Origin of the sequence: Streptomyces sp. NPDC058373 (assembly GCF_042723275.1) — a bacterium.
In the GTDB taxonomy this organism is placed as follows: domain Bacteria; phylum Actinomycetota; class Actinomycetes; order Streptomycetales; family Streptomycetaceae; genus Streptomyces.
Map to the genome: position 1 here is coordinate 1 of NZ_JBHXJE010000066.1, position 25,378 is coordinate 25,378.

Consider the following 25,378-nt stretch of genomic DNA (forward strand, 5'->3'; position numbering starts at 1 on the left):
CCCTCGTACTGGACGTACTCGGGTGATTCGGGCGTACGGCGAGAGTGCGTGCCAGGCGTCGCAGGCCCACGAAGATCCGCCGGACAGGGCCTAGCGGGCGTCCGGCAGGACGGCCGTCAGGTCGATCTCCACGAGCTGGCCGGGATGGCCCAGTTGGGCGAGCCCAGGAGGGTCGTTGCGCTGGTGAAGGCCGCGGCCAGGGCGGTGAGGGCGTTGGCCACCGCCTGGCCGGTCCGGGCGTCGAGCGAGTCGGCGCCGACGAGGCGTCCGTCGCGGTCGAGCGGGCACTGACCGGCGAGGCGGGCGGTGCGGCCCGCCTCCACCGCCGTGACGTGGTGGTTGCCGGGCGTGGGGTGCAGGGTGCCGGGGGCGAGGCGGGTGAGGTGCGGGCTCATGTGGCGGGTCTTTCGCGCGGGCGCGGCGGGTCGCACCAGGCGCCGGGTGTCAGGGGCCGGCCGGGGCGCCCGGTTCCGGTGCCGTCTCCTCGGCGATCCAGCGGAGATAGGCCGCGCTGCCGCCGGTGACGGGGGTGGCGAGGATCTCCGGGGTGTCGTAGTCGTGGTGGGTCAGCAGCCACTCCTCCAAGGCGGGGTAGCGCCACTCGGCGGTCTTGAGGTGGAGCTGCCATTCGCGGGCGTTCTCGACGGCGCCCTGCCAGCGGTAGACCGAGGTCACCGGGCCGACGATCTGGACGCAGGCCGCGAGGCGGGCCTCGACGGCTTTGGCGGCGAGGGTCTCGGCCCGGTCGGGGGTGTCGACGGTGGTGACGACGACGATCGCGGGCGGGGCCGGGGTCTCGTGCGGGGCGGTCATCTCGGTTCCCTTCCTGGGGCTGCGTGTCGCGGACACCGTATGCGCCGCGCGGGGCGTAGGTGCGGGCTTGGGCCGGTCGGGGGTGCGGGTCACCCGTTCACCGGCGCGGCGACATAGACGGCGGGCGGTCCCGGGTACACCTGCTGCGACCTGCGCCGACGAGGTTGGCGCGGTGTCAGGCGGCCCTGGCGGAGGCGGCCTCTGACGACGCGTCCGACAGGCGGCGGGCGGCGGGGGCGCTTTACCTCGGTAGCGGGGACGCGCCCCGGCGGCACGCGTGTGCCGCTGTCGCCTTTCACTAAGGAGCACCATGCGTACTGCCCGTCTGCTGACCGGTACGGGCCGAGCGGCCGCCGCCCTCGGTGCCGGTCTCGCCCTGTCCGCCGCCCCGGCCGCGTACGCCGACGCGGGGGACGACGGGCGGGCGGCCGTCGAGCCCCGGCAGGTGGCGCCCGGCGCTGCGGTCAGCCTGGTCACCAGTGCGTGCCGCGCGGAGGAGGGCCAGGGCGGCGGCACCATCACGGGAGACGCGGGCGCGGTCGGCGCCGGACGGTTCACCCTGGTGCCGGGCGCGGACGAGGAGGACGCGCGGGGCCTGTTCCGGGTGCCGCGCTCGGCGGTCCCGGGGACGTACGAGATCGTGGCGCGATGCCCGCAGGGCGAGGTGGTGGCGGCGGACCTGGTGGTCACGCTCGCCTCGCTGGGCTCCGACCGGGCCGACGCCCGGGCCGGCCAGGACGCGTTGCTGCCGGGTGAGCGGCCCGACGAGCCCGGCGCCGAGGGCCGGTCGGGGCCCGAGGGCGAGCGGGCGGACGCGGCGGGGGGCCCGGGCGACCCGGGGAAGGTGACGCAGGGTTCCGTGGCGGGTGTCGGCTCGGCCCTCGGCACCGATCCCGTACAGGTCACGGCCGGGGTGGCGGCGCTGGGGCTGGCGGCGGCGGGCGGTACCTGGCTGTTGCACCGGCACACCCGCGGAGGCGGGCTCTGACCGGGCCCGCCCGGCGTCCTGACGGGTCCGCTCCCCCGGCGGACCGCACGGGTACGGGGCCGGGGCTGTCGCGGCACAGGGCGGTCAGCCTGGCCGTCGCAGCCGCGACCGGGTTCTTCTTCTGCCTGGGGCTGTGGCTGCTGGCACGCGGGGTGGGCTGAGCGGCGCCGACAGGGCCGGGTCGCGGGGTCAGGCCAGCCACTGCTCGTACGCCATGTTGGCGACCAGCGCGAGGACGACGACCAGCAGGACGACGCGGACGAAGCCGCTGCCTCGCTTGAGGGCGGTCCGGGCGCCGATGGTGCCGCCGGCGAGGTTGAAGACGGCCATCAGCGCGGCGAGCTGCCACAGGACGGTGCCCTGCCAGGCGAACATGGCGAGCGCCCCGGCGTTGGTGCAGCAGTTGACGATCTTCGCGGTGGCGGAGGCGGTGACGAGGTCCAGGTGGAGAACGGCGGTCAGCGCCAGCACCAGGAAGGTACCGGTGCCGGGGCCGATCAGCCCGTCGTAGAAGCCGATGCCGAGCCCAGCGAGGCCGATCGCGGCGAAGGTGCGGCGCCGGGAGACCGGGCCCGGCGGCGGCGCGGTGGTGCCGAAGGCGGGCTTCAGGATGACGAAGGCGGCGACCGTGAGCAGCACCACCATGATCACCGGTTTGAGCAACTCGGTGCTCATCCCCGCCGCGAAGAAGGCGCCGCCCGTCGAACCGGCCAGCGCGGCCAGCCCGATCCGGACGGCGGTGCGGACGTCGACGGGGGCGCGGCGTACGTAGGTGACGGCGGCGCCGGTGGTACCGACGATGGCGACGGCCTTGTTGGTGCCGAGGGCGAAGGCGGCGGGGGTGTTGGCGGGGAGCCCCAGGAGCAGCGCGGGCAGCAGGAGCAGCCCACCGCCGCCGACCACCGCGTCGATCCAGCCGGCGGCCAGCGCGGCCACGCAGAGCAGGATGATGCTGGTCAGGGCTATGTCAGGCATGAGCATGACCCTATCGGGGAGCGGCACGACCTCCGCCGGGCGCCCGCCGGGCGAGACGCCGGCACGGTCCGGTCCGGCGCGGCGGCGTGTCCCTCTCGGAGCCGGGGACACCGCAGCGCCCCTGGGTCCCGCCCTCGTGAAGCGGGTCCCAGGGGCGCTGTCGCCGGACCGGGTCCGGCGCGCCCCCGCACAAAGGTGGCGCCGGGCCCGGCCCCCGGTGGAACCGGAGCCTTCCGCCGTGCACGCCGGTGAGGGTCAGCGGTGGCGTGCGGGCGGCTCCGGGGGTCTGGTCAGCGGCTGTCGCTGCCCTTCGAGGCAGCCGAGGCGCGGCCGGCCTCCAGGCGGGCGACCGGGATGCGGAACGGCGAGCAGGAGACGTAGTCGAGCCCGACCTCGTGGAAGAAGTGGACCGACTCCGGGTCGCCGCCGTGCTCACCGCAGACGCCGAGCTTCAGGTCGGGGCGGGTGGCACGCCCGGCCTCGACGGCGTCGCGGACGAGCTTGCCGACGCCGTCCTTGTCGATCGTCTCGAACGGCGAGACCCCGAAGATGCCCTTCTCCAGGTAGGCGGTGAAGAAGCTGGCCTCCACGTCGTCCCGGGAGAAGCCCCAGACGGTCTGGGTGAGGTCGTTGGTGCCGAAGGAGAAGAACTCGGCGGCCTCGGCGATCTGACCGGCCGTCAGCGCGGCGCGGGGCAGCTCGATCATGGTGCCGAGCGCCAGCTTCAGGTCGGCGCCGGTCTCCCTCTGCACCTCGGCGAGGACCTGCTCGGCGTCGTCGCGGACCAGCTCCAGCTCCTGGACGGTGCCGACCAGCGGGATCATGATCTCGGCGCGCGGGTCGCCGTTGGCCTTCTTCCGCTCGGCGGCGGCCTCGGCGATGGCGCGGACCTGCATGGTGAACAGGCCGGGGATGACCAGGCCGAGGCGGACGCCGCGCAGGCCGAGCATCGGGTTCTGCTCGTGCAGCCGGTGAACGGCCTGGAGCAGGCGCAGGTCGTTCTCGTTGGCGTCCTGGCGGGACTCGGCGAGGGCGACGCGGACCGACAGCTCGGTGATGTCGGGCAGGAACTCGTGGAGCGGCGGGTCGAGGAGGCGGACGGTGACGGGCAGGCCGTCCATCGCCTCGAAGAGCTCCACGAAGTCCTTCTTCTGGAGCGGCAGCAGCTGCTCCAGCGCGGTCTCCCGCTCGGCGTCGGTGTCGGCGAGGATCAGCTTCTCGACCATCTCGCGGCGCTCGCCGAGGAACATGTGCTCGGTGCGGCACAGGCCGATGCCCTGGGCGCCGAAGCGGCGGGCGCGCAGCGCGTCCTCGGCGTTGTCGGCGTTGGCGCGCACCCGCAGGCGGCGGACGCGGTCGGCGTAGGCCATGATCCGGTGGACGGCGGCGACCAGTTCGTCGGCGTCGTCGGCGCCGGCGTGCATACGGCCCTCGAAGTACTCCACCACCGGGGAGGGCACGACGGGCACCTCGCCGAGGTACACCTTGCCGCTGGAGCCGTCGATGGAGACGACGTCGCCCTCCTCGACGACGAGGCCGCCGGGGGCGGTCATCCGGCGCTGCTTGGTGTCGACCTCCAGGTCCTCGGCGCCGCAGACACAGGTCTTGCCCATGCCGCGGGCGACCACGGCGGCGTGCGAGGTCTTGCCGCCGCGCGAGGTGAGGATGCCCTCGGCGGCGATCATGCCGTCCAGGTCGTCCGGGTTGGTCTCCCGGCGGATCAGGATGACCTTCTCGCCGGAGCGCGACCACTTGATGGCGGTGTACGAGTCGAAGACGGCCCTGCCGACGGCGGCGCCGGGTGAGGCGGCGATGCCCCGGCCGATGGTGTCGACGGAGGTGGTCTCGTCGAAGCGGGGGAACATCAGCTGGGCGAGCTGGGCGCCGTTGACCCGCCGGAGCGCCTCGGCCTCGCCGATGAGGCCCTGGTCGACGAGTTGGGTGGCGATGCGGAAGGCGGCACCGGCGGTGCGCTTGCCGACGCGGGTCTGCAGCATCCAGAGCTGGCCGCGCTCGATGGTGAACTCGATGTCGCAGAGATCCTTGTAGTGGGTCTCCAGCGTCTCCATGATCTCCATGAGCTGGTCGTACGACTTCTTGTCGATCGACTCCAGCTCGGCGAGCGGCACGGTGTTGCGGATGCCGGCCACGACGTCCTCGCCCTGCGCGTTCTGCAGGTAGTCGCCGTAGACGCCCTGGTGGCCGCTGGCGGGGTCGCGGGTGAAGGCGACGCCGGTGCCGGAGTCGGGGCCGAGGTTGCCGAAGACCATGGAGCAGATGTTGACCGCGGTGCCCAGGTCGTGCGGGATGCGCTCCTGGCGACGGTAGAGCTTGGCGCGGTCGCCGTTCCACGAGTCGAAGACCGCCTTTATGGCCAGGTCCATCTGCTCGCGCGGGTCCTGCGGGAAGTCGCGTCCGGCCTCGGTCCTGACGATCTTCTTGAACCTGGTGACGAGCTTCTTCAGCTCGGCCGCCTCCAGGTCGGTGTCGACCGTGACCTTCTTGGCCCTCTTCGCGTCCTCCAGGGCCTCTTCGAAGAGGTCGCCGTCGACGTCGAGGACGGTCTTGCCGAACATCTGGATGAGGCGCCGGTACGAGTCCCAGGCGAAGCGCTCGTCGCCGGACTGCGCGGCGAGGCCCTTCACGGACTTGTCGGAGAGGCCGATGTTGAGGACGGTGTCCATCATGCCCGGCATCGAGAACTTGGCGCCGGAGCGCACCGAGACCAGCAGCGGGTCGTCGGCCTGGCCGAGCTTCTTGCCCATGGTCCGCTCCAGGGCGTCGAGGTGCGCACTCACCTCGTCGCGGAGCTCCTTGGGCTCGTCACCGCTGTCGAGGTACGTCTTGCACGCCTCGGTGGTGATGGTGAAGCCCGGGGGGACGGGCAGACCCAGATTGGTCATCTCGGCGAGGTTGGCCCCCTTGCCGCCGAGGAGGTCCTTGAGGTCGCGGTTGCCCTCGGTGAAGTCGTAGACGAACTTCTGCGTCTGCGCCTGCTCGGCACCGGCGTTCGCTACGGCGGGTTCTGTGTTCTTCGATTCCGACACGGGATTCGACTCCTCGCGGACTGGCTGCCCTGACGGCGAGGAACATACCCAGATCGAAGGCTCCTCGGTACGTCCACTTGCGCGTCGTGGGGCTGCCGCCACCCGTCTGCCAGCAGATCTAAAGTGATCGCAGGGAGGGGCGAAACGAGGTTCCGCTTACAAGAATCGAACACAAGAAAGCGGAACGTGAGCCCCCAGGGGCGGTACCGTCACGCTCGGCCACACTGACCTTCGGCTAAAAAATGATCGAGCACTGGCACCCAGTGCCACCCTTTGACAAGTGCAGGCCGCGCATTCGCGCTCATCTGAGCGAGGGGCTGATCAGGGGTGGCGAGAATCACGCCCTCTCCGGGGGCCCGCGGTCACCATGTGGAACGGTTCCGCACCACAGGCGAACACTTCGCACCGCATAACGGCACTCTCGGCACCGGGTGCCGCGTGGCTAGTTGGGCGAGGGTGCGGGTTTGCGCCAATCAGGCGGCGGGTGCCTTGGACGGCGGAGGTGCGGCTCGGATGAGCGGCACCGACGGGTGTCCTCAAGCGCCGGCCGGGGCTCCCTCGTGCTCAAGGCCGGACGGGCTGATTGCCGGCCTGTCCGGCCTTGAGGAGACCGTCGGCGCTTGAGGACACGGTCCCGTCCGGCCTTGAGGCCGCTTTCAGAGGGCCAGCGCCGCGAGGCGCTCCTCCACGCGGTCGGGGGCGAAGACGTGCTCCACCACGAGCGCCCCGGCGCCGAGCACCGCCGCCCGCTCCCCCAGCCGGGAGGTGACGACCTCCAGGCCGGCCGTGGAGCGGGGCAGGGCGCGCTGGTAGAGGAGTTCGCGGACGCCGGTGAGGAACGCCGTGCCCGCCAGGTCGCCCGCGATCATCAGGACGCCGGGGTTGAGCAGGGTGACGACGGTGGCGAGGACCTCGCCGACGTGGCGGCCCGCCTCGCGGGCCAGCCGGGACGCCTCCGGGTGCCCGGCGGCGAGGAGTTCGCGGACGTCCGAGCCGGAGGCGGCCGGCACCCCGGCCTCGGTGAGCCGTGCGGCGAGCGCCCGCCCGCTGGCGAGGGCGGCGAGGCAGCCGTGGGCCCCGCAGGTGCACCGGGCGTCCTCCCCCGCGGGGACCCGGATGTGGCCGATGTCGCCCGCGCCGCCGTCGACACCCCGGAAGACACCGCCGTCCACGACGACCCCGGCGCCGATCCCGGTGGAGACCTTCACCAGGGCGAAGGCGGAGCAGTCGCGGTGGGCGTGGCGCTGCTCGCCGTAGGCCATGAGGTTGGCGTCGTTGTCGACCAGGACCGGCGGGGGTGCGGCGCCGCAGTGGCGGCGGAAGGCGTCGCCGAGGAGTTCCGGCAGGGGCAGCCCGTCCCAGCCCGGCATGATCGGCGGCTGCACCACCCGCCCGGTGGCGTGGTCGACGGGGCCGGGCACGGCGAGACCAATCCCACAGACGGCCTCGGCGGGGCGCCGCGCCTGGACGAGCAGCGCGGCGAACCAGCGGCCGAGGGTGTCGAGGACCGGGCCGGGTCCGTCGGCGATGCCGAGGGGCCCGGTGTGCTCGGCGAGGAGTTCCCCGCCGAGGCTGAGGACGGCGGCGCGGGCGTGCCGGGTCTCCAGGTCGGCGGCGAGGACCACGCCGTGGCTGTCGTCGAACTCCAGGCGCACGGACGGGCGTCCGCCGAGCGGCGAGGCGCCGGGATCGGCCGGGCCCTCCCGCAGCCACCCCGCGCGGAAGAGCCGGTCGAGGCGGTGGCCGACCGTCGCCCGGGAGAGGCCGGTGACCTGCTGAAGCGCGCCGCGCGTGGTGGCCCGGCCGCTCCGGACGAGGGCGAGCAGCTCCCCCGCACCGGCCCGGGAACCGGCCCTTCCGGCCGCATTGGACATGCCCTACCCCCTTGCGCTCATCAACTGTGCATTACACAGTGAGTTTTGCGTGTTAAATAGACGTAACCCTACGGTACCCACTGCCGCACGACGGGAGCAGTGGTGCGTCCGTACGACCCCCCAGGGGAGAGACCGCGTGGACCGCACCGCCGCCGACCCGGCCGCCGAGACCGCCGTGCCCGAAGCGGAGCGCGTGCCTACGATGGCATCCGATCTTGACGTGACCGTGGTCGCCCCCGTGCCCCCGGACTCCCCCGGCACGGCACCCGGCGCCTCCTCCGTCACGTCCGTCACGTCCGTGGTCCCCGGGTCGTTCTCCCTCGTCCCGCCGTCCTCGGCGCCCGAGGCGGCCCCGCGGCTCCGCTCGGCCGCCGCCCGTGTGCTGCACACCAACTGGACCGGCACCTCCACCGTCCCCTCCCGCGGGCTCTACCCGCACCAGTGGTCCTGGGACTCGGCCTTCATCGCCATCGGGCTGCGTCACCTCTCGCCGCTGCGTGCCCAGATCGAGCTGGAGACGCTGCTGGCGGCCCAGTGGGGCGACGGCCGGGTGCCGCACATCGTCTTCAACCCGGACGTCCCGGCCGGCGCCTACTTCCCCGGCCCCGAGTTCTGGCGCTCCTCCACCGACGGCCGCCCGGCGGGTGCCCCCGAGGCGGTGGAGACCTCCGGGATCGTCCAGCCGCCGGTGCACGCGCTCGCCGTTCTCCTGGTCCACCAGGCCGACCCGGGGCTCTCCCGGGCCCGCGGCTTCCTCGCCCGGATGCGGCCGAAGCTCGCCGCCTGGCACCGCTACCTGGTGGAGCGCCGCGACCTCGGCGGCGCCGGGCTCGCCTCGGTGGTCCACCCCTGGGAGCAGGGCATGGACAACAGCCCCTGCTGGGACGGCCCGCTGGCCCGCGTCGCCCCCGCCCCGGCCCGCTCCTTCCGCCGCGCCGACCTCGACCACGGCACCGTGACCGACCGCCCGACCGACCTGGACTACGGGCGGTACGTCCGGCTGGCGGTCCGCTACCGCGACGGCGGCTACGCGGACCGCGCCCCGCGCGACGGTGGCGGCGGCCCGGAGTTCGCCGTGGAGGACCCCGCCTTCAACGCCCTGCTGATCGCCTCCGAACGGGCCCTCGCCGAGATCGCCGCCGAACTGGGCGAGTCGGAGCCCGAGCGCCTCGCCCGTGCCGAGCGGCTGACCGCGACGCTGGTGACGCGGCTCTGGGACGCCGACGCGGGCCTCTTCCTCTGCCGCGACCTGCGGGCCGGGGCCGAGGGCGCGCCCGTCCCCGAGCGGGCGGTCGGCGGGCTCGTCCCGCTGCTGCTGCCCGGTCTGCCGCCGCACGTGGTGGACGCGCTGGTGCACACCGCGCGCGGCCCGCACTTCGGCCTCGGCGGTCCCGTCGAACTGGTCCCCAGCTACGACCTGCTCGGCCCGGTCTTCGACCCGCGCCGCTACTGGCGGGGCCCTGCCTGGTTCAACACCAACTGGCTGCTGGAGCGCGGCCTGCGGCTGCACGGCGAGCGGGGCCTGGCGGCCGGGCTGCGGGCGGCCCTGGTGGAGACCGCCGCCGCCTCCGGCTTCGCCGAGTACGTCGACCCGTACACCAAGGAGAGCTGCGGGACGCGGGACTTCAGCTGGACGGCGGCGCTCTGCGTGGACCTGCTGAGCGAGGAGCCGGTCCGCGAACCGGCCGCCGTGGTGCGGACAGCGGCGGGACACGCGGGCCGGGGGGCGGACCGGCGGGCGGCCGGGGTCCGCGTCTGAGACTTGTCGGCACGGGGCCAAGGGAGGGCCATGCCATGACCGAGCGAGACCATCATCTGCTGGTGCACGGGGGCGCGTTCGCCGCGCTCGGGGACGAGGGGGAGGCACTGGGCGGCCGGGGGGCCGTTCCGCAGGGACTGTTCGTACGGGACGCGCGGCACCTCAGCCGCTGGCAGCTGGCGCTCGACGGGGCCGGGCCCGACGTGCTGGTCCCGGCGTCGGGTGAGGGGACGCTGCGGTGTGTGCTGGCGCCCCGGTCGGGTCCGGGCGAACCGCCCGCGTACACCGTCTTCCGGGAGCAGGCGGTGAGTGACGGGAGCCTCGTCGACCAGTTGCGGGTGGTGCGGAACACCGCGACGGCCGCGCCGCTCACCATCGCGCTGACCGTCGACGCGGACTTCGCCGACCTCTTCGAGCTCCGCTCCGACCACCGCACCTACGTCAAGGCCGCGCTCCAGCGGACCCGCGAAGTGCTGCCCGACGGTGTGGAGTTCGGCTACCGGCGCGGCGGCTGGTCGGCCCGGACGCGGATCACCGCCGACCCGGTCCCCGACGCGGTGGAGGAGACCGGGACCGGCGCCCGCCGCCTGGTCTGGACGCTCGCCCCCGACGCGGCCGGGGAGGCGGTGCTGACGCTGCGCGTCCAGGCCCGCCCGGGCGACGCGCCCGCGCCCCGGACCGCCCCCGCCACCGTCGCCGACGCGGTCGCCCGGCGGGCCCGGACCGTCGAGGAGTACCGCGCCGGGGTGCGGCTGCCCGCCTCCGAGCCCGCGCTGGCGGCCGCCGCCGACCGGGGCCTCACCGATCTGGCGCTGCTCCAGGTCGAGGCGGCGGGCCCGGACGGCGAGGCGCTGCTGGTGCCCGGCGCCGGGGTCCCCTGGTACGCCGCTCTCTTCGGCCGCGACGCCCTGCTGACCTCACTCTTCCTGCTGCCGTACCGGTCGGCCCCGGCGGCGGCCACCCTGCTGGCGCTGGCCGCGACGCAGGCCTTGGGCGAGCAGGACCCGGCGGACCCGGCGGCGCAGCCGGGCCGGATCGTGCACGAGGTGCGCCACGGCGAACTGGCCCACTTCGGCCAGGTCCCGTACGGGCGGTACTACGGCTCGGTCGACGCCACCCCGCTCTTCCTGGTGCTGCTCGGCGCGTACACCGAGCAGACCGGGGACCACTCCCTGGCCCGGCGGCTGGAGCCGCAGGCGCGGGCGGCGGTCGGCTGGATGCTGGACCACGGCGGGCTCGCCACCCGCGGCTACCTGCTGCACCGCGCCGACGAGGGCGGCCACGCCCACCACCACTGGAAGGACTCGCCCGGCGCCCTGTGCCGCGCCGACGGCTCCCGTCCGGGGGGCGCCGTCACCCCGGCGGGTGCCCAGGGGTACGCGTACGACGCGCTGCGCCGCACCGCCCAACTGGCCCGCGGTGTCTGGGGGGACCTGGTCCACGCGGACCTCTGCGACCAGGCCGCGGCCGATCTGCGGGACCGCTTCCAGCGGGACTTCTGGCTGGAGCCGCAGGGCTTCCCGGCGCTCGCCCTCGACGCGGAGGGTCACCCGCTCGACGCGCTCGCCTCCGACGCCGGGCACCTGCTCTGGTCCGGGCTGCTCGACAAGGAGTACGGCGCGGCGGTCGGCCGCCGCCTGCTGGAACCGGACTTCTTCTCCGGCTGGGGGGTGCGCACCCTGGCCGCGGGCCAGCCCGCCTACCATCCGCTCGGCTACCACCGGGGCGCGGTCTGGCCGCACGACAACGCGCTGGTCGCGCTGGGGCTCGCCCGGTACGGGCTGCACGACGAGGCCCGCCGGGTGGCGACCGCCTTCGCCCAGGCGGCCGCGCTGACCGGGGGCGGGCTGCCGACGGTGGCCGCCGGATACGACCGGGCGGACTCCCCGGCGCCGGTGCCGCACCCGTACGCCAGCGTGCGGGAGTCGAGGGCGGCGGCGACGCCCCTGGCGCTGCTGACGGCGGTCGGCGGGGTGTGACGGACCGGGTGGGCGGGCGCGCGGCGCGAGCCGCGGGCCCGCCCACCCGGGTCAGACGGCCGCGGGGGCCGGAGCCGCCGCCGCGCGCCGGCGCGCCAGCAGCCCGACGGCGACCGTGATGAGGGTGCAGCACAGCCCGAGCCCGAACCAGACGACCGGCGCGCTGCCGGTGACGGCGAGCGCCACGCCGATCGAGGGCCCGGCGAAGTTGCCCGCCCCCATCATGGAGTTGGCCAGCGCGTTGGCCCGGGTCAGCTCCCGGTCGGAAGACGGCGAGTTGGATGGCGGCGGTCGGCATCGCCAGCCTGACCAGCGCGGCCACGGTGCAGGCCGAGCCGGCCCGCCGCCAAGGACTGGAGCGCCTCGGTCGACGCCGCCGACGCCTTCGTCTTCGTCGCCCCCGAGTACAACTACGGCATCAACGCGGCCCTGAAGAACGCCATCGACCACCTCTACTTCGAGTGGCAGTACAAGCGGCACCGCGGAGGTGGGGCAGGGTGCGGGGCGGGGCGCCGGTGCGCCCCGCCGGAGAGGGGTACGGGTCAGGCGCCGGGGACCCAGCCGTAGCTGTGGTCGATGGCGAAGCGGACCACCAGGCGGCCGTCCTCGACCATGACCGCGCGGTACTCGTCCCAGTCGGGGTGCTCCCCCTGGACGGCGCGGTAGACGTCGACCAGTTCCTCCACCGCCTCGTCGTCGGGGGCGGCCGCCACGGCGGAGAGGGTGGCGGTCCCCTCGTACACCGCGTACGCGCCGCCGTCGGCGGTGGTGACGTGGAGGCTGACGCGCGGGTCGCGGCGCAGGTTGCGGACCTTGGCGCGGCCGTCGGTGGTGGAGAAGCGGATGACGCCCTTCTCCGGGTCGTAGGCGAAGTCGACGTTCGACAGTTGCGGGCGGCCGTCCTTCTTCAGGGTGACCAGCACACCGCGGCTGTGGCCGTCCAGGAGGGAGAGGGTGCGGCTGCGGGCGTCGTCGTTCTGGGGCACGTGCGGTCCTTTGGTCGGTTCGGTGGTGCGGTGGGGCCTGACCCGTCGATTGTGGGGGACGTCACTCCCGGGTGAGCTCCCACATCTGAAACCCGATCACCACGGTGCCCGAATCCGGGCCTTGACTGCGGAGCAGGGTGAGCTTCTGGCCTGATTCGGCCGCCAGTCCACGCGGCAGCTCGACGTTGCCGATGCTGCTGAACCCCAAGAGCACCCGCCCGCCGGGGTTGAGCCGGCCGGGGGCCTCGCGCAGGAAGCGCCGGTGCGCGTCGTACCCCGGTCGAAGAAGGCGTGGTGCAGGGCCGTCTCCTCCCGTCCACGGCGCAACCACCGGATAACCCCCGGCCGCTCACGGCCCGTCCGGCAGCAGGGTGCCGAGCGGGCCGAGATCGAGATTGAGGTCCTCGCGGCGCAGGCCGTGGTGGGCGCAGAGCTCGTCCATCCGCTGGTCGAGGAGCATCAGGGTGGTGCCGATGGTCTCCTCCTGGCCGTCGCTGAGGTCGCCGAGGTCGACCCGGCGCAGCGCCTGGCGCTCCATGAGCTGGCGGAGGAGTTCGACCACGGTCAGCACCAGCGCGGCCAGGTCGCGCCCGGCCTGCTCCGGGTCGATGTCGAGCCGGGCGTCGTTCACAGCGGCCCCCCGTCGGCCCAGGGGGCGGGCACGCGTTCGTTGACCGAGGAGAGCAGGGCGTGCAGCGAGAGCCGGATGAGCGGCACGTCGGCGATGGCGATCACCAGATCCCCGCTGATCACCACCCCGGTGGCCAGCACCCGGTCGAGCAGGTCGACCAGCGGCACCCCGACCGGCGCCTCCACGTGCTCCCAGGAGACCACCTCACGCGGGGGCGCCGTCACGACCCGCCTCCTCCGTCAGCGCGAACGAGGCGAAGGAGTACGGCACCCACGGCCCCGACGCCTCGATGGCGAAGCCGGTCAGCCGGGGGTCCCCCCGCAGGCTGTCCAGGGCGACGGCGAGCAGCCGCTCGTCGTCCCGGGGCACCAGATACGCCCCGTTCATCACCTGCGGCCGCTCCCGCCCGGTCAGCTCCACCCCGTGCAGGGGCCGGCGTACGGCGGCCACGGCGACGGTCCGCACCACCCGGTCGACCAGGTCGACGGCGTCCAGGGCGCTCTCCTGCTGCCGTTCCCGGCCGGCGCGGCGCTCGCGGACCCGCGCCAGGTACTCCCGCCCGGAGACGGGCTCGTTTCGCGCCGGAACCGCCTGGGCGCTCCCCGCGGGATCCGGCTCCGCGAGCGGCAGCGTGCCGTCCCGGTGCACCTTCACCGCCCACTCGACGTGCCCGGCGACCCGGTGCAGGGCCTCGCTGAGCCGCTCGGCGTGCTCCTCCAGGACGACCTTGGTGCGCACGTCGTTGGCGTAGAGGGTGGCGAGCGGCAGCGGCACGGTGGCGGCGCCCGCCGCGGCGGCGCTGACCACCCGGTGGTGGGTGCGGGCGCACCGCTCCAGGTCGGCGTGGTCGGTGAACCGCTCCCGCAGCGCCTCCTCGGTGAAGTCGGCGGCGGGCACGTCCTGCACGACGGCGGTCAGCGACCCGAGCGGCAGCAACCGCACCGGCCCGCCCCCGTCGTGGCCGGGGCTGTGGATCTCGGGGCCGCCGGTCCGGCGGACGGCGTAGACGTACGTCGCGTAGGTCATGCGGGGGCCGTCCTCTCCCTCGGGGAGCCGGACCGGGCGCTGTGCCGCCCCGTCTGCCGCTCCGTCGTCGGTTCCGCCGTGCCGTCCTCGTCCTGCTCGCTGGGCTCCAGCTCCTGGAGGCGGCCGCGCAGCCAGGCGTTCTCCTCCATGAGGGCGTCGCGTTTGGCGCGGGAGGAGAGCGCCGGGTCCGTCTCCCACCAGTCGATGCCCGCCTTCCTGGCGGTGTCGACCGAGGAGACGAACAACCGGAGCCGGATGGTGAGCAGTTCGATGTCGAGCAGGTCGATCTTGATGTCGCCGGCGATGACGATGCCCTTGTCGAGGACGCGTTCGAGGATGTCGGCGAGGTTGCCCGAGGAGGGGCCGTTGTGGGGCAGGGCCTCGGCCCGCTCCCAACTCTGGAGTTGGCTCATGGTGCTCACTCCTCCTCGTCCTCGTCGTCTTCCTCTTCCTCGTCGTACTCGCCGTCCTCGTCCTCGTCGTCCTCGTCCTCGTCGTCCTCGTCCTCGTCGTACTCGCCCTCTTCTTCCTCCTCGCCGTCCTCGTCCTCGTACTCCTGGTCCCCGGACTCCTGGTCCCCGGAGTCCTGGTCCTCCGCCTCCTGGCCCTCGGACTCCTCTTCCTCCATCGCGTCCTCGTGGCTGCGGACGACCTCGCCGTCGCGGATCTCGCCGCGCCAGCCCTCGATGTCCTCGTCCGGGGCGAGGGTGACGTGGCGGGCGAAGTGCTTCAGGTCCAGGCGGAGTCGGCGGCCCTGGGCCCGCCAGAGGTTGCCCGTCTTCTCGAAGAAGCCCGCCGGGTAGTACTCGACGATCGCCACGACGCGGGTGAGGTTGGGCGCCAGTTCGTGAAAGGTGACGGCGCCCGCCGTGCTGCCCTTGGAACCCTCGGAGGTCCAGACGATCCGGTCGTCGGGGACCTGCTCCTGGATGGTGGCCTTCCAGCTCCGCTCGGAGAGGAAGACCTTGGCCTTCCAGTCGCTCTCGGTCTCCTCGTTCCGGGTGACCGACTTGACGCCCTTCATGAACGAGCTGAAGTCCTCGAACTGCGCCCAGTGGTCGTAGACCGTCCGCAGCGGCACCGGGATGTCGACCGTCTCGACGATGTTGGTGACCTTGGTGTCGCCGGAGGAACCGGTGCCGCCGCCGAAGGCCTCCTTCACCTTGCCGACGGCCTTGTCCTTCACGTCCTTGGCCTTCTCCGAGGCCATCGCCTTGACCGGCGACTCGCCCTCCATGACGCGCTTGCCGGCCTTGCCGGTCGGCCCCTCGACGGACTCGGTGAGTTTGCCGGTCAGTTCGGTGACCTTCTCGCCCGCCTTGTCGGCGAGGCTCTGAGCGCGGGCGCTCAGGTGCGACTTGGCCTCGTCGCGGAGGCGGCTGAACGCCGAACCCTGCTCCTCGTCATCCTTCTTCTGCGCGGCCATCTGCCGTCACCTCCCTCGCCCGGAGCGCGACGAGCGCGACGCGGACTTACGCGTCTGGGCCGTCTTCGCCGCCGACTTCTTCGCGGTGGACTTCTTGGCCGGGGCCTTCTTCGCCGTCTTCTTCGCCGGGGCCTTCTTCGCCGCGGACTTCTTGGCGGGCGCCTTCTTCGCCGGGGCCTTGTCGGACGCCGACTTCTTGGCAGGCGCCTTCTTCGCCGGGGCCTTGTCGGACGCCGACTTCTTGGCAGGGGCCTTCTTCGCCGGAGCCTTCTGGGCCGGCTTCTTCACCTCGGGCTTCCGAGCAGCGGACTTCTTGGACGGGGCCGACTTCTTCGAAGGCGCGGACCTCTTCGACGGGGCGGACTTCTTGGCGGCGGGCTCGCGGCGACGGGGGGCGGGCTCCGGCTCGTCCTCGGGCTCGTCGTCCTCGTCGTCCTCAGGCCCGTCGTCCTCGTCGTCCTCGTTGTCCTCGTCTTCGTCCTCGTCGTCCTCGGCCGCGGGCTCGTCGTCTTCTTCGTCCTCGTCGTCCTCGGCCGCGGGCTCGTCGTCCTCGTCGTCCTCGTCCTCGGCCGACGCCTCTCCCCCGTCCTCGTCCTCCTCTTCGCCGTCGTCCTCGTCCTCCTCTTCGCCGTCGTCCTCGTCGTCCTCCTCGTCCTCGTCCTCGGCCGAGGGCTCGTCGGATTCGGGCTCCTCGCCCTCCCCCTCCTCCGCCTCGCCCGTCGGCTCCTCCTCGTCCTGGTCCTCGTCCTCGTCGCCCTCCGGCTTGGGAGAGCTCAGCAGGGAGGTGCGCTCGCGGAGGGTGTCGGCGAGCGAGTCGAAGCGCCGGTCCGCCGCGGCGGTGAGGGCGCTACGGCCCGCCGTCAGCAGGTCGCCGCGGACCTGCTCGCTGAGGGCGTTGAACTGCGGGGTCTCCCGAAGCCGGTTGACCCCCTCGTTCATCAGCTCCTGAGGGCTGAGCTTGAACCGGCGCCCCGCCAGATAGGTACCGACGGTCAAGGCCAGCTTCGCCTTACGGGTACGACCGAGGGCGTACCCGGCGGCGATCGCGGTGGCGATGGCCACTTTGTTCGTCTCGTTCATCAGTGACTTCCCGGGGGTGGGGGTACGGGGTGGGCGGGGCCGGTGCCCGGCGGGCGGCCCTCCAACAGGTCCAGCAGGCGGTCCTCCTCACGCTCGAAGCGCTCCTGGTCGATCTCGCCCTCGTCCAGCGCGCGGTTGAGGGCGGCCAACTGGGCGCGGAGCACGGCCGGGTCGGAGGTCTCGCGCTCGGCCGTCTCCTCCAGCCGGTCGGCGATCCAGGCGACCCCGCGGACGGGGGCGAGCGGCAGGGTGAGCAGGCCGGTGATGAGCCCCATCTCAGACCGCCGCCCGCTTCGGCGCCGGGGAGGTGGGGGCCTCCGCCGGGACGAAGCTGTAGCAGGGCAGCGGGCCGGTGAGCAGCAGCTCCGCCCGGCCGGCCAGTTCGGCGGCGAGGCGGTCGACCTCGGCGCGGAAGGCGGCCTCGGCGTCCTGGGCGAGCAGCACCGAGACGTTGAGGACGCACCCCTCGACCTCGGGGCCGTCGCACATCTCCGCGGCGAGCGGGGCCAAGGCCCGGCGGACCCGTTCGGCGGCGAGCCGGGCCCGCCGCTCCAGCGCGTCCGACACCGCCTGGCCGAGCCGCACACTCGCCTCGTAACCGGGGCGGCGCAGGCCGCGGTCGCGCAGCGCGCGCAGCCCCTGGTCCTCGGCGAGCAGACGGGCGAGGGCGGCCTCGCCCTGCGCGGGCTGCGCCTTGACGTTCATCTCGACGCGGTCCGCGACCCGCTCCAGCGCCCGCTCGTGGGCCGGGCGGCGGCTGGCGAGCTGGTCGAGGAGGGCCGCCTCGTCGGGCAGCACCACCCCGAACCGCATCGGCAGCACCGGCCCGTCGGCGGCGAGCGCGGTCAGCAGTCCCTGGTGGGCGGTGAGATCGCGGCGCCGGGCGCGCAGCCCGTCCGGGGCGTCCCCCACCACCGCGGCCGGGGCGCCTTTCCCGGCGCCGAGCAGCCGGACGGGGGAGGCGCCGACGCCGGTGCGGCCGGCGGGCGGGCCCGGATGGCCGGGGCCCACGACTCCGTAGACGTACAGGCTCATGGGTCAGCTCCTGGCCGGGCGGCGGCGGGGGCGGTCGGAGGACGAGGAAGACGACGAGGACGACGAGGACGGAGAGCGCTTCTTGCGGGGCCTGGTCTCCTTGGCCTCTTCCTCCTCGGCCTCCTCGTCGTCGGAGTCGTCCATGCCGAGGGCGCCCTTGACCTTGTCGCCCACCGAACTGGCGGCTCGCTTGGCACCGGCCTTGCCGAGGGCACCGGCCGCGCCACCGCCGCCGAACATCTCGGGGACGGTCCGGCTGCGGGTGTCGTTCTCCAGGTCGAGGCGGTTGCAGGCCTCGGCGAAGCGGAGGTACGTGTCGACGCTGGCCACACAGATGCGGGCGTCGATCTTGAGGATCTCGATACCGACGAGGGAGACCCGGATGAACACATCGATGACCATGCCGCGGTCGAGGATGAGTTCCAGAGTGTCGTAGAGCGTGCCGGCGCGCGGAGCGCAGACGATGTCGTCGCGGTATATCGCAGGGGTCGTCATGGCTGACCAGCTTTCTCAGGTGTCGGCGGCGCCCCGCCGGTAGCGGCGTACCCGGCGGTACTCCAGGAGCTCCCCGTCGCCGTCCAGTTCGACCTCGTAGGTGGCGAGCAGACTGGTGGTGTCGGGGATCCTGGGCACCTCCAGCACGTCGACGTCGACGCGCCAGCCGGAGTGCTCCTCGGCCTTGCGGACGGCCGAGACACCCTCGGTGCGGTGGCCGATGAGGTCGGCGAGGCTCTTGCAGGCCTTCTCGGCCGCGCCCCGCGCACCGCGCACCGGCTCCCCGCGGGAGCCTTTGGACACGGTGGATTTCCTGGCGGGCTTGGTGCGTTGCTCTGCCATGGCCCCAGTCTCGGCAGCACGCCGACACGCCGCCTTCACTGATGCGCCGAACGGGGACGGCCGCAGTCACCGCACGGGCACCGCCCGTGACGCAGAAGGACCCCGGGCGACCTGAGCGGTCACACGGGGTCCGTCGTAGGTGCCGGGGCGGCCCGGCGGCGGGGAATCAGCCGCCGGAGGTGTCCAGTTCGGCGTCCGGCGCCACACCGGCGCAGTCCCAGGGGTCGTTCAGCCAGCCGTCGGGCAGCACCACGCGGTCCCGGCCGGAGGTGCGGCCGCGCGGGCCGTCGGCCCCGGCGGGCCAGGGCTGATCGAGGTGGAGGGTGTCGAGCTGCTCCCGGAGTTCGGCGAGGGAGGAGGTCACCGCGAGGCTGCGGCGCAGGTCCGAGCCGACCGAGAAGCCCTTCAGGTACCAGGCGACGTGCTTGCGGAAGTCGATCACGCCGCGCGCCTCGTCACCGATCCACTCCCCCAGCAGCCCCGCGTGGCGCACCATGGCGTCGGCCACCTCGCGAAGCGTCGGCGCGGCCGGGGCGCCCGTCCCCTCGAAGGCCGCGACCAGGTCCCCGAAGAGCCACGGCCGGCCGAGGCAGCCGCGGCCGACCACGACGCCGTCGCAGCCGGTCTCGGCCATCATGCGGACGGCGTCCGCGGCCGACCAGATGTCGCCGTTGCCCAGCACCGGGATCTCGGTGACGTGCTCCTTCAGCCGGGCGATGGCGTCCCAGTCGGCGGTGCCGCTGTAGTGCTGGGCGGCGGTACGGCCGTGCAGGGCGACCGCCGTGACGCCCTCCTCGACGGCGATCCGCCCGGCGTCGAGATAGGTGGTGTGGTCGTCGTCGATGCCCTTGCGCATCTTGATCGTCACCGGCAGCTCCCCGGCGCCCGACACCGCCTCGCGCAGGATGGCCCGAAGCAGGTTCCGCTTGTACGGCAGCGCCGAGCCGCCGCCCTTGCGGGTGACCTTCGGCACCGGGCAGCCGAAGTTGAGGTCGATGTGGTCGGCGAGGTCCTCGTCCACGATCATCCGGACCGCCTTGCCGACGGTGGCCGGGTCGACGCCGTACAACTGGATCGAGCGAGGCCGCTCCGACTCCCCGAACTGGATCAGCTGCATCGTCTTCTCGTTGCGCTCCACCAGCGCCCGCGTGGTGATCATCTCGCTGACGAACAACCCCTTGCCTCCGGAGAACTCCCGGCACAGGGTGCGGAACGGCGCGTTGGTGATCCCCGCCATCGGCGCCAGCACCACAGGCGGCGACACGATATGCGGCCCGATGGCCAGCGAGGGGGCGACGGGCGCGGGATGCGGGGCGGGGGCGGGGGATGACGCGGACATCCCCCCATTCTCGCACTGGTTTCTTGGAGCTTCGCTCGCCGCCGGGGCGCCACATGTCGTTGTCGAGACACCCGACGTGCACACCTTCTTTTTGGAGCTTCGCTCGCCGCCGGGGCGCCACATGTCGTTGTCGAGACACCCGACGTGCTCGTCCGCTTCGCTCCCTGCGCGCGACGGGTGTCTCGACAACGACGCGCCCCTTTGGCTCCCGAAGCTGGCTTGTCGGGGTGGGCGGGGTGGTCCGCCGGTGGCCGGGAGGCGGGCATGTGGCGGACATGCGGCGGGCCCGCGGCCTGCCCCGGCAAGGGGGCGGGACACGGGCCCGTCGAGTTGGGCTGTCGCAGGTCAGGCCTTGTCGCCTGCCTCCTGGGACGCCTCGGCCTGCGCGTCCTCGGGGGCGGCGGGGGTGTCGGCGGTGCCCGCCAGGGCGGTGCGCTCGCGCATCTTGCGCAGGAGCTCCTGCTTCTGGTCGAGAGCGGCGGGGCGGTTGTCCGCCGGACCGCCGGGGGCGGTGGCGGGGCGTCCGTTGCGGGGCAGCTTGTTGCGCTGACCGCCGACGCCGAGCAGGTTGTTGCGGCTCTTGGCCACGGGGATCTCCGTTTCTGGGCTCTGGATGACACCGCGATGCGTCATGACGGCAGGCGACACGCGTACGCGACCCTCCACGCCGTGGCACGGCGGGGCCGGAAGGCGGCCCGGGCGCGTGACGGACGCGGCGCGGTGAAGGGGAATGACGATGTGGGGGACGGGCGACGCGGCCCGCCCGCTCTCACTCGTAGATGGGCGTCATCGAGAACATGCGGATGAGGCTACCGGTACCCGCAGGGGGTCGGCGACGCATTTTCCCGGGCCGGGTGCGGCCGACACCCGGTGACGGGTCCCGGACAGCCGGACGCCCCCGGTTCCGCGAGGGAGTCCGGGGGCGTCCGGGCCGGCCGGGGCCGCCGGGCGGGCGGCGCGGCCGGGTGGGTCAGCAGCCGACGAGGCGGGCGGCCAGGTAGCCCTCGATCTGGTCGAGGGAGACCCGCTCCTGCTTCATGGTGTCGCGCTCGCGGACGGTCACCGCGTTGTCGTCGAGGGTGTCGAAGTCGACGGTGACGCAGAACGGCGTGCCGATCTCGTCCTGGCGGCGGTAACGGCGGCCGATGGCGCCGGCGTCGTCGAACTCGATGTTCCAGTGCTGGCGCAGCGCCGCCGCCAGGCCCTTGGCCTTCGGGGAGAGCTCGGGGTTACGCGAGAGCGGCAGCACGGCGGCCTTGACCGGGGCCAGGCGCGGGTCGAACCGCATGACGGTGCGCTTCTCCAGCTTGCCCTTGGCGTTGGGCGCCTCGTCCTCGATGTACGCGTCGAGCATGAAGGCCAGCATGGCGCGGCCGACGCCCGCCGCGGGCTCGATGACGTAGGGGGTCCAGCGCTCGCCGGCCTCCTGGTCGAAGAAGGAGAGGTCCTGGCCGGACGCCTTGGCGTGGGCGGAGAGGTCGTAGTCCGTGCGGTTGGCGACGCCCTCCAGCTCACCCCACTCCGAGCCGCCGAACTGGAAGCGGTACTCGATGTCGGCGGTGCGCTTGGAGTAGTGGGAGAGCTTCTCCTTCGGGTGCTCGAACCACCGCATGTTCTCCTCGCGCAGGCCGAGACCGGTGTACCAGTTCCAGCGCTGCTCCATCCAGTACTCCTGCCACTGCTCGTCCTCGCCCGGCTTGACGAAGAACTCCATCTCCATCTGCTCGAACTCGCGGGTGCGGAAGATGAAGTTGCCGGGCGTGATCTCGTTGCGGAAGGACTTGCCCATCTGGGCGATGCCGAACGGGGGCTTGCGGCGCGAGGTCTGCTGCACCTGGGCGAAGTTGGTGAAGATGCCCTGGGCGGTCTCGGGGCGCAGGTAGGCGATGGAGCCGGAGTCCTGCGTGGGGCCGAGGTGGGTGGAGAGCAGGCCCGAGAACTCCTTGGGCTCGGTGAACTGGCCCTTGTTGCCGCAGTGCGGGCAGTTGATGTCGGCCAGGCCGTTCTCGGGGAGGCGGCCGTGCTTCGCCTCGTAGGCCTCCTCCAGGTGGTCCGCGCGGAAGCGCTTGTGGCAGGAGGTGCACTCGGTCAGCGGGTCGCTGAACGTGGCGACGTGACCGGAGGCGACCCACACCTCGGAGGCGAGGATCACCGAGGAGTCGAGACCGACGACCTCGTCACGGGAGGTGACCATGTAGCGCCACCACTGGCGCTTGATGTTCTCCTTGAGCTCGACGCCCAGCGGTCCGTAGTCCCAGGCGGCGCGCTGGCCACCGTAGATCTCGCTGCTCGGGTAGACGAAGCCACGGCGCTTGCTCAGGCTGACGATGCTGTCGATCTTGTCGGCGGCCACGGTGCTCTCTTCATTACGACGAAGCGGTTGGTGGGTCCGCCGGGGCTCACGGCCGGCCGCGGCCCGGCGAATACCTCAGATTACCGGCGCCCGCACCCCCGGGATCAAATCCGCCGGAGCGCGGGCGGCCGGATCGGGGCATTGCGGGCGGTCGGCCGAGGACGCTAACGGGACGAGTGGGACGGAGGGGCCGGGGCGGACATGCCGTCGACGCCCTCCCCGCCACACCGTCGGAACCCCCCGAGTGGCGCATCACGAGTGGCGGTGAAAGGTTTTTTTGACAATCGTTTCCACCTTTGTTGAAAATGAGTGTCATGAACATATGTCGTGGCCGGAATCGGTCGACCCGCATCGCCCTCACCGCCTCCGCCGCCGCCCTCTCGCTGGGCGTCCTGTCGGCCTGCGGCGGCTCGGACTCGGGCGGGAGCGGGGACGGCAAGCTCGCCGTGACCGCCTCGTTCTACCCGCTGGAGTTCCTCGCCGAGCAGATCGGCGGCGACCACGTGGACGTCACCACCCTGACCGGTCCCGGCGTCGAGCCCCACGACCTGGACATCACCCCCCGACAGACCGGCGCGATGAGCGAGGCCGACGTCCTGCTCTACCTGCGCGACCTCCAGCCCGGCGTGGACAAGGCCGTCGACCAGGCGGGCGTCCAGAACACCGTGGACGCCGCGGAACTCACCACGCTGGAGACGCACAGCTCCTCCAGCGGCGACGGGCACGACCACGACCACGGCGAGGGCGACGGGCACGACCACGGCGAGGAGGAGGGCGACGGGCACGACCACGGCGACTCCGGCCTCGACCCGCACGTCTGGCTCGACCCGGTCAAGTACGCGGAGATCGCCGACGGCGTCGGCGCGGCCCTGCAGAAGGCCGACCCGGACAACGCCGCCGACTACCGGAAGAACACCGAGGCGCTCACCGGCAAGCTGAAGGGCCTCGACAAGGAGTACCGCGAGGGCCTGAAGAACACCGACTCCAAGACCTTCATCACCACCCACGCCGCCTTCGGCTACCTCGCCGAGCGGTACGGGCTGGATCAGGAGAGCATTGCCGGTGTCGACCCGGAGTCCGAGCCCAGCCCGGCGCGGATGAAGGAACTCCAGAAGATCGCCGCCGAGGAGCACGTGTCCACCGTCTTCTTCGAGACCCTGGCCAGCGACCGCACCGCCAAGGTCCTCGCCGAGGACACCGGGCTGCGCACCGGCGTGCTGGACCCGCTGGAGGGCATCACGGAGAAGTCGAAGGGCGACGACTACCTGGAGGTCATGGAGTCCAACCTCGCCGCCCTGAAGAAGGCGCTCGGCGCCAAGTGACCCTCCCCGCCCCCCGCGACCCCCGCAGGCCCCAAGGAAGCACGGTGGACCCGGTGAACGCAGGAGCCTCCCCGAACCCCCGCCCCGAGCCCACGGGCCCCGACGGCGACGCGGACCAGGTCGTCGCCCTGACCGACGCGGTCGCCACCCTCGGCGCCCGCCCGGTGCTGCGCGGCGTCGACCTCACGGTGGGGCGCGGCGAGGTCGTCGCCCTGCTCGGCGCCAACGGCTCCGGCAAGTCGACCGCCGTCCGCGCCGCCATCGGCCAGGTCCCGCTCACCCGCGGCGAGGTCCGCCTCTTCGGCACCCCGCTGCGCCGCTTCCGCGACTGGGCCCGCCTCGGCTACGTCCCGCAACGCACCACCGCGGCCGGGGGTGTGCCCGCCACCGTGCGCGAGGTCGTCACCTCCGGCCGCCTCTCCCGCACCCGGCTGGGACCGCTGCGCAAGGCCGACCGGGACGCGGTCCACCGCGCGCTGGAGGCCGTGGGCCTCGCCGACCGTGCCAAGGACTCCGTCAACGCCCTCTCCGGCGGCCAGCACCAGCGGGTGCTGATCGCCCGCGCGCTGGCGGGCGCCCCCGACCTGCTGATCATGGACGAGCCGATGGCGGGGGTGGACCTGGCCAGCCAGGAGGTGCTGGCGGAGACCCTGCGCGCGCAGGTCGCCGAGGGCGCCACGGTCCTGCTGGTCCTGCACGAGCTGGGTCCGCTGGAGCCGCTCATCGACCGCGCCGTCGTCCTGCGCGACGGCTGCGTGGCCCACGACGGGCCGCCGCCGAAGGCCGTCGGCCAGCACGCCCTGCCCGGCCACGACCACGTACACCCGCACGCGGCGCCCGAGAACGCCGATCCGATCCGGACGGGACTGTTCGACTGATGGACCTCTTCGACTACGCCTTCATGCAGCGCGCCCTGATCGCCGCAGTGCTGGTCGGCCTCACCGCCCCGGCCATCGGCACCTACCTGGTCCAGCGCCGCCAGGCGATCATGGGCGACGGCATCGGGCACGTGGCGATGACCGGCGTGGCGCTCGGCTTCCTGCTCAACACCAGCCCCGTCTGGATGGCCACCGCGGTCGCCGTCCTCGGCTCGGTCGGCATGGAGCTGATCCGCTCCCGCGGCCGGACCAGCGGCGACGTGGCCCTGGCCCTGCTCTTCTACGGCGGCATGGCCGGCGGTGTCATGATCATCAACCTGGCGCCGGGCGGCTCCACCGCCAACCTCAACACGTACCTCTTCGGCTCGATCACCACGGTCTCGCCGGAGGATCTGACCGCGGTGGTCGTCCTCGCCGTGCTGGTCCTCGCCGTCACCCTCGGCCTGCGCCGCCAGCTCTTCGCGGTCTGCCAGGACGAGGAGTTCGCCCGTGTCACCGGCCTGCCGGTCCGCCTGCTCAACCTGTTGATCGCGGTGACCGCCGCCGTCACCGTCACCGTCGCCATGCGCATCGTCGGCCTGCTGCTGGTCAGCGCCATGATGGTGATCCCGGTGGCCGCGGCCCAGCGCCTGACCAAGGGGTTCGGCGCGACCCTCGCCGGCGCCATGGTCATCGGCGTGGTCGTCTCCCTCGCCGGCACGGTCACCACGTACTACGTGGACGCCCCCTCGGGCGCCGCCATCGTCCTCCTGGCCATCGTCGTCTTCCTGCTCCTCAGCCTGGCCGCCACTCCTCTCGCCCGCCGCCGCGCCCGCGGAACAGCGGGTTCCCCCGAGGACGTGGCATCCTGCACCCTGGACGAGGGGGAGACCGACACCACGGCTTCCCCGACGACCCGCGACTAGGCCCAGTCCAGGCCAGAGCTTCGGGAGCCAAAGGGGCACCCGCAACAACATCCCCGTCACCATCAACGCCACCGCCGCCTGAGCCACCGGCCGACTCGGCCCCACGCACCGCGGGTCCCACGTAC

The 25,378-nt window shown here is 73.2% G+C and carries 26 protein-coding genes and 2 pseudogenes; 7 read left to right on the top strand and 21 right to left on the bottom strand.

Going from position 1 to position 25,378, the window contains the following annotated elements; genetic code table 11:
* Positions 1–90: 90 nt before the first annotated feature.
* A pseudogene (locus tag ACFWMZ_RS26390) lies at positions 91–395 on the bottom strand (RidA family protein).
* A 49-nt stretch (positions 396–444) separates the two neighbouring features.
* Positions 445–813, bottom strand: coding sequence for a divalent-cation tolerance protein CutA (gene cutA, locus ACFWMZ_RS26395; protein ID WP_383183747.1), 369 nt, complete (start codon positions 811–813; stop codon positions 445–447).
* Positions 814–1,123: 310 nt separating this feature from the next.
* On the opposite strand from cutA, the gene ACFWMZ_RS26400 reads away from it, so the two are divergent.
* Positions 1,124–1,801 (top strand): hypothetical protein, encoded by a 678-nt coding sequence (locus ACFWMZ_RS26400; protein ID WP_383204594.1) that lies wholly within the window; start codon positions 1,124–1,126, stop codon positions 1,799–1,801.
* 189 nt (positions 1,802–1,990) lie between these two features.
* On the opposite strand, the gene ACFWMZ_RS26405 is transcribed toward ACFWMZ_RS26400, so the two are convergent.
* The 3 genes from ACFWMZ_RS26405 to ACFWMZ_RS26415 all read right to left on the bottom strand — a co-directional run bounded on the left by ACFWMZ_RS26405 (position 1,991) and on the right by ACFWMZ_RS26415 (position 7,697).
* Positions 1,991–2,776, bottom strand: coding sequence for a sulfite exporter TauE/SafE family protein (locus tag ACFWMZ_RS26405; RefSeq protein WP_383204597.1), 786 nt, complete (start codon positions 2,774–2,776; stop codon positions 1,991–1,993).
* 290 nt (positions 2,777–3,066) lie between these two features.
* On the bottom strand, positions 3,067–5,823 hold the full coding sequence (ppdK, locus tag ACFWMZ_RS26410; RefSeq protein ID WP_383183753.1) for a pyruvate, phosphate dikinase: 2,757 nt from the start codon (positions 5,821–5,823) through the stop codon (positions 3,067–3,069).
* 656 nt (positions 5,824–6,479) lie between these two features.
* Positions 6,480–7,697, bottom strand: a complete 1,218-nt coding sequence (locus ACFWMZ_RS26415; protein ID WP_383204600.1) for an ROK family protein — start codon at positions 7,695–7,697, stop codon at positions 6,480–6,482.
* A gap of 136 nt (positions 7,698–7,833) precedes the next feature.
* Here ACFWMZ_RS26415 and ACFWMZ_RS26420 point away from each other — a divergent pair, with 136 nt between their 5' ends.
* A complete protein-coding gene (locus ACFWMZ_RS26420) occupies positions 7,834–9,456 on the top strand; it encodes a hypothetical protein (RefSeq protein WP_383204602.1) in 1,623 nt (540 codons plus the stop codon).
* A gap of 35 nt (positions 9,457–9,491) precedes the next feature.
* Complete coding sequence (locus ACFWMZ_RS26425; protein WP_383204605.1) at positions 9,492–11,435, top strand: glycogen debranching N-terminal domain-containing protein; 1,944 nt, start codon at positions 9,492–9,494, stop codon at positions 11,433–11,435.
* 51 nt (positions 11,436–11,486) lie between these two features.
* On the opposite strand, the gene ACFWMZ_RS26430 is transcribed toward ACFWMZ_RS26425, so the two are convergent.
* Positions 11,487–11,660 (bottom strand): hypothetical protein, encoded by a 174-nt coding sequence (locus ACFWMZ_RS26430; protein WP_383204608.1) that lies wholly within the window; start codon positions 11,658–11,660, stop codon positions 11,487–11,489.
* Between the two features lie 84 nt (positions 11,661–11,744).
* On the opposite strand from ACFWMZ_RS26430, the pseudogene ACFWMZ_RS26435 reads away from it, so the two are divergent.
* Positions 11,745–11,909, top strand: a pseudogene (locus ACFWMZ_RS26435) (NADPH-dependent FMN reductase); the annotation flags it as partial.
* Between the two features lie 68 nt (positions 11,910–11,977).
* Here ACFWMZ_RS26435 and ACFWMZ_RS26440 read toward each other — a convergent pair.
* The 15 genes from ACFWMZ_RS26440 to ACFWMZ_RS26510 form a co-directional block, all read right to left on the bottom strand.
* Positions 11,978–12,421 carry a PPOX class F420-dependent oxidoreductase gene (locus tag ACFWMZ_RS26440; RefSeq protein WP_383204611.1) on the bottom strand — a complete coding sequence of 148 codons (444 nt, stop codon included), beginning with the start codon at positions 12,419–12,421 and terminating at the stop codon, positions 11,978–11,980.
* A 61-nt stretch (positions 12,422–12,482) separates the two neighbouring features.
* Positions 12,483–12,629: a hypothetical protein gene (locus ACFWMZ_RS26445; protein WP_383183766.1), complete on the bottom strand. Its 147-nt coding sequence runs from the start codon at positions 12,627–12,629 to the stop codon at positions 12,483–12,485.
* 141 nt (positions 12,630–12,770) lie between these two features.
* The gene (locus ACFWMZ_RS26450) at positions 12,771–13,052 is read right to left on the bottom strand and encodes a gas vesicle protein K (protein ID WP_383183768.1); all 282 of its coding nucleotides are present in this window, start codon (positions 13,050–13,052) and stop codon (positions 12,771–12,773) included.
* Positions 13,049–13,276, bottom strand: coding sequence for a gas vesicle protein (locus tag ACFWMZ_RS26455; protein ID WP_100452811.1), 228 nt, complete (start codon positions 13,274–13,276; stop codon positions 13,049–13,051). Before ACFWMZ_RS26455 ends, ACFWMZ_RS26450 begins: the two co-directional genes overlap by 4 nt.
* Positions 13,257–14,078 (bottom strand): GvpL/GvpF family gas vesicle protein, encoded by an 822-nt coding sequence (locus tag ACFWMZ_RS26460; RefSeq protein WP_383204614.1) that lies wholly within the window; start codon positions 14,076–14,078, stop codon positions 13,257–13,259. Before ACFWMZ_RS26460 ends, ACFWMZ_RS26455 begins: the two co-directional genes overlap by 20 nt.
* Positions 14,075–14,491 carry a gas vesicle protein gene (locus ACFWMZ_RS26465; protein WP_383183772.1) on the bottom strand — a complete coding sequence of 139 codons (417 nt, stop codon included), beginning with the start codon at positions 14,489–14,491 and terminating at the stop codon, positions 14,075–14,077. The genes ACFWMZ_RS26460 and ACFWMZ_RS26465 overlap by 4 nt, the downstream gene beginning before the upstream one ends.
* A gap of 5 nt (positions 14,492–14,496) precedes the next feature.
* A complete protein-coding gene (locus ACFWMZ_RS26470; protein ID WP_383204617.1) occupies positions 14,497–15,504 on the bottom strand; it encodes an SRPBCC family protein in 1,008 nt (335 codons plus the stop codon).
* A gap of 6 nt (positions 15,505–15,510) precedes the next feature.
* On the bottom strand, positions 15,511–16,584 hold the full coding sequence (locus ACFWMZ_RS26475; RefSeq protein ID WP_383204620.1) for a hypothetical protein: 1,074 nt from the start codon (positions 16,582–16,584) through the stop codon (positions 15,511–15,513).
* Complete coding sequence (locus ACFWMZ_RS26480) at positions 16,584–16,859, bottom strand: gas vesicle protein GvpG (protein WP_383183779.1); 276 nt, start codon at positions 16,857–16,859, stop codon at positions 16,584–16,586. Before ACFWMZ_RS26480 ends, ACFWMZ_RS26475 begins: the two co-directional genes overlap by 1 nt.
* A gap of 1 nt (position 16,860) precedes the next feature.
* A complete protein-coding gene (locus ACFWMZ_RS26485; RefSeq protein ID WP_383204623.1) occupies positions 16,861–17,619 on the bottom strand; it encodes a GvpL/GvpF family gas vesicle protein in 759 nt (252 codons plus the stop codon).
* A 3-nt stretch (positions 17,620–17,622) separates the two neighbouring features.
* On the bottom strand, positions 17,623–18,114 hold the full coding sequence (gene gvpJ / locus ACFWMZ_RS26490) for a gas vesicle protein GvpJ (RefSeq protein ID WP_383183783.1): 492 nt from the start codon (positions 18,112–18,114) through the stop codon (positions 17,623–17,625).
* 15 nt (positions 18,115–18,129) lie between these two features.
* Complete coding sequence (locus tag ACFWMZ_RS26495; RefSeq protein WP_383204625.1) at positions 18,130–18,456, bottom strand: gas vesicle protein; 327 nt, start codon at positions 18,454–18,456, stop codon at positions 18,130–18,132.
* A 166-nt stretch (positions 18,457–18,622) separates the two neighbouring features.
* Positions 18,623–19,795, bottom strand: a complete 1,173-nt coding sequence (gene dusB, locus ACFWMZ_RS26500) for a tRNA dihydrouridine synthase DusB (protein WP_383183787.1) — start codon at positions 19,793–19,795, stop codon at positions 18,623–18,625.
* Positions 19,796–20,140: 345 nt separating this feature from the next.
* Positions 20,141–20,383: a DUF6243 family protein gene (locus tag ACFWMZ_RS26505; RefSeq protein ID WP_383184183.1), complete on the bottom strand. Its 243-nt coding sequence runs from the start codon at positions 20,381–20,383 to the stop codon at positions 20,141–20,143.
* Positions 20,384–20,765: 382 nt separating this feature from the next.
* On the bottom strand, positions 20,766–22,148 hold the full coding sequence (locus tag ACFWMZ_RS26510; RefSeq protein ID WP_003947954.1) for a glycine--tRNA ligase: 1,383 nt from the start codon (positions 22,146–22,148) through the stop codon (positions 20,766–20,768).
* 314 nt (positions 22,149–22,462) lie between these two features.
* Here ACFWMZ_RS26510 and ACFWMZ_RS26515 point away from each other — a divergent pair, with 314 nt between their 5' ends.
* From ACFWMZ_RS26515 to ACFWMZ_RS26525, 3 genes are read left to right on the top strand one after another with little or no spacing between them, the layout of a single operon-like run.
* A complete protein-coding gene (locus tag ACFWMZ_RS26515) occupies positions 22,463–23,470 on the top strand; it encodes a metal ABC transporter substrate-binding protein (RefSeq protein WP_383204628.1) in 1,008 nt (335 codons plus the stop codon).
* A gap of 53 nt (positions 23,471–23,523) precedes the next feature.
* A complete protein-coding gene (locus ACFWMZ_RS26520) occupies positions 23,524–24,348 on the top strand; it encodes a metal ABC transporter ATP-binding protein (RefSeq protein ID WP_383204631.1) in 825 nt (274 codons plus the stop codon).
* The gene (locus ACFWMZ_RS26525) at positions 24,348–25,253 is read left to right on the top strand and encodes a metal ABC transporter permease (protein WP_383184181.1); all 906 of its coding nucleotides are present in this window, start codon (positions 24,348–24,350) and stop codon (positions 25,251–25,253) included. The genes ACFWMZ_RS26520 and ACFWMZ_RS26525 overlap by 1 nt, the downstream gene beginning before the upstream one ends.
* Positions 25,254–25,378 lie beyond the last annotated feature (125 nt).

Excerpts from the sequence above, each read along its gene's own strand:
- ACFWMZ_RS26475 (WP_383204620.1), bottom strand. The coding sequence starts at position 16,584 with ATGAACGAGACGAACAAAGTGGCCATCGCCACCGCGATCGCCGCCGGG.
- dusB (WP_383183787.1), bottom strand. The coding sequence starts at position 19,795 with ATGTCCGCGTCATCCCCCGCCCCCGCCCCGCATCCCGCGCCCGTCGCC.
- ACFWMZ_RS26430 (WP_383204608.1), bottom strand. The coding sequence starts at position 11,660 with ATGATGGGGGCGGGCAACTTCGCCGGGCCCTCGATCGGCGTGGCGCTC.
- ACFWMZ_RS26425 (WP_383204605.1), top strand. The coding sequence starts at position 9,492 with ATGACCGAGCGAGACCATCATCTGCTGGTGCACGGGGGCGCGTTCGCC.
- ACFWMZ_RS26405 (WP_383204597.1), bottom strand. The coding sequence starts at position 2,776 with ATGCCTGACATAGCCCTGACCAGCATCATCCTGCTCTGCGTGGCCGCG.
- ACFWMZ_RS26495 (WP_383204625.1), bottom strand. The coding sequence starts at position 18,456 with ATGGCAGAGCAACGCACCAAGCCCGCCAGGAAATCCACCGTGTCCAAA.
- ACFWMZ_RS26515 (WP_383204628.1), top strand. The coding sequence starts at position 22,463 with ATGAACATATGTCGTGGCCGGAATCGGTCGACCCGCATCGCCCTCACC.
- ACFWMZ_RS26525 (WP_383184181.1), top strand. The coding sequence starts at position 24,348 with ATGGACCTCTTCGACTACGCCTTCATGCAGCGCGCCCTGATCGCCGCA.
- ACFWMZ_RS26470 (WP_383204617.1), bottom strand. The coding sequence starts at position 15,504 with ATGGCCGCGCAGAAGAAGGATGACGAGGAGCAGGGTTCGGCGTTCAGC.
- gvpJ (WP_383183783.1), bottom strand. The coding sequence starts at position 18,114 with ATGACGACCCCTGCGATATACCGCGACGACATCGTCTGCGCTCCGCGC.
- ACFWMZ_RS26480 (WP_383183779.1), bottom strand. The coding sequence starts at position 16,859 with ATGGGGCTCATCACCGGCCTGCTCACCCTGCCGCTCGCCCCCGTCCGC.
- ACFWMZ_RS26465 (WP_383183772.1), bottom strand. The coding sequence starts at position 14,491 with ATGAGCCAACTCCAGAGTTGGGAGCGGGCCGAGGCCCTGCCCCACAAC.
- ACFWMZ_RS26460 (WP_383204614.1), bottom strand. The coding sequence starts at position 14,078 with ATGACCTACGCGACGTACGTCTACGCCGTCCGCCGGACCGGCGGCCCC.
- ACFWMZ_RS26485 (WP_383204623.1), bottom strand. The coding sequence starts at position 17,619 with ATGAGCCTGTACGTCTACGGAGTCGTGGGCCCCGGCCATCCGGGCCCG.
- cutA (WP_383183747.1), bottom strand. The coding sequence starts at position 813 with ATGACCGCCCCGCACGAGACCCCGGCCCCGCCCGCGATCGTCGTCGTC.
- ACFWMZ_RS26415 (WP_383204600.1), bottom strand. The coding sequence starts at position 7,697 with ATGTCCAATGCGGCCGGAAGGGCCGGTTCCCGGGCCGGTGCGGGGGAG.
- ACFWMZ_RS26400 (WP_383204594.1), top strand. The coding sequence starts at position 1,124 with ATGCGTACTGCCCGTCTGCTGACCGGTACGGGCCGAGCGGCCGCCGCC.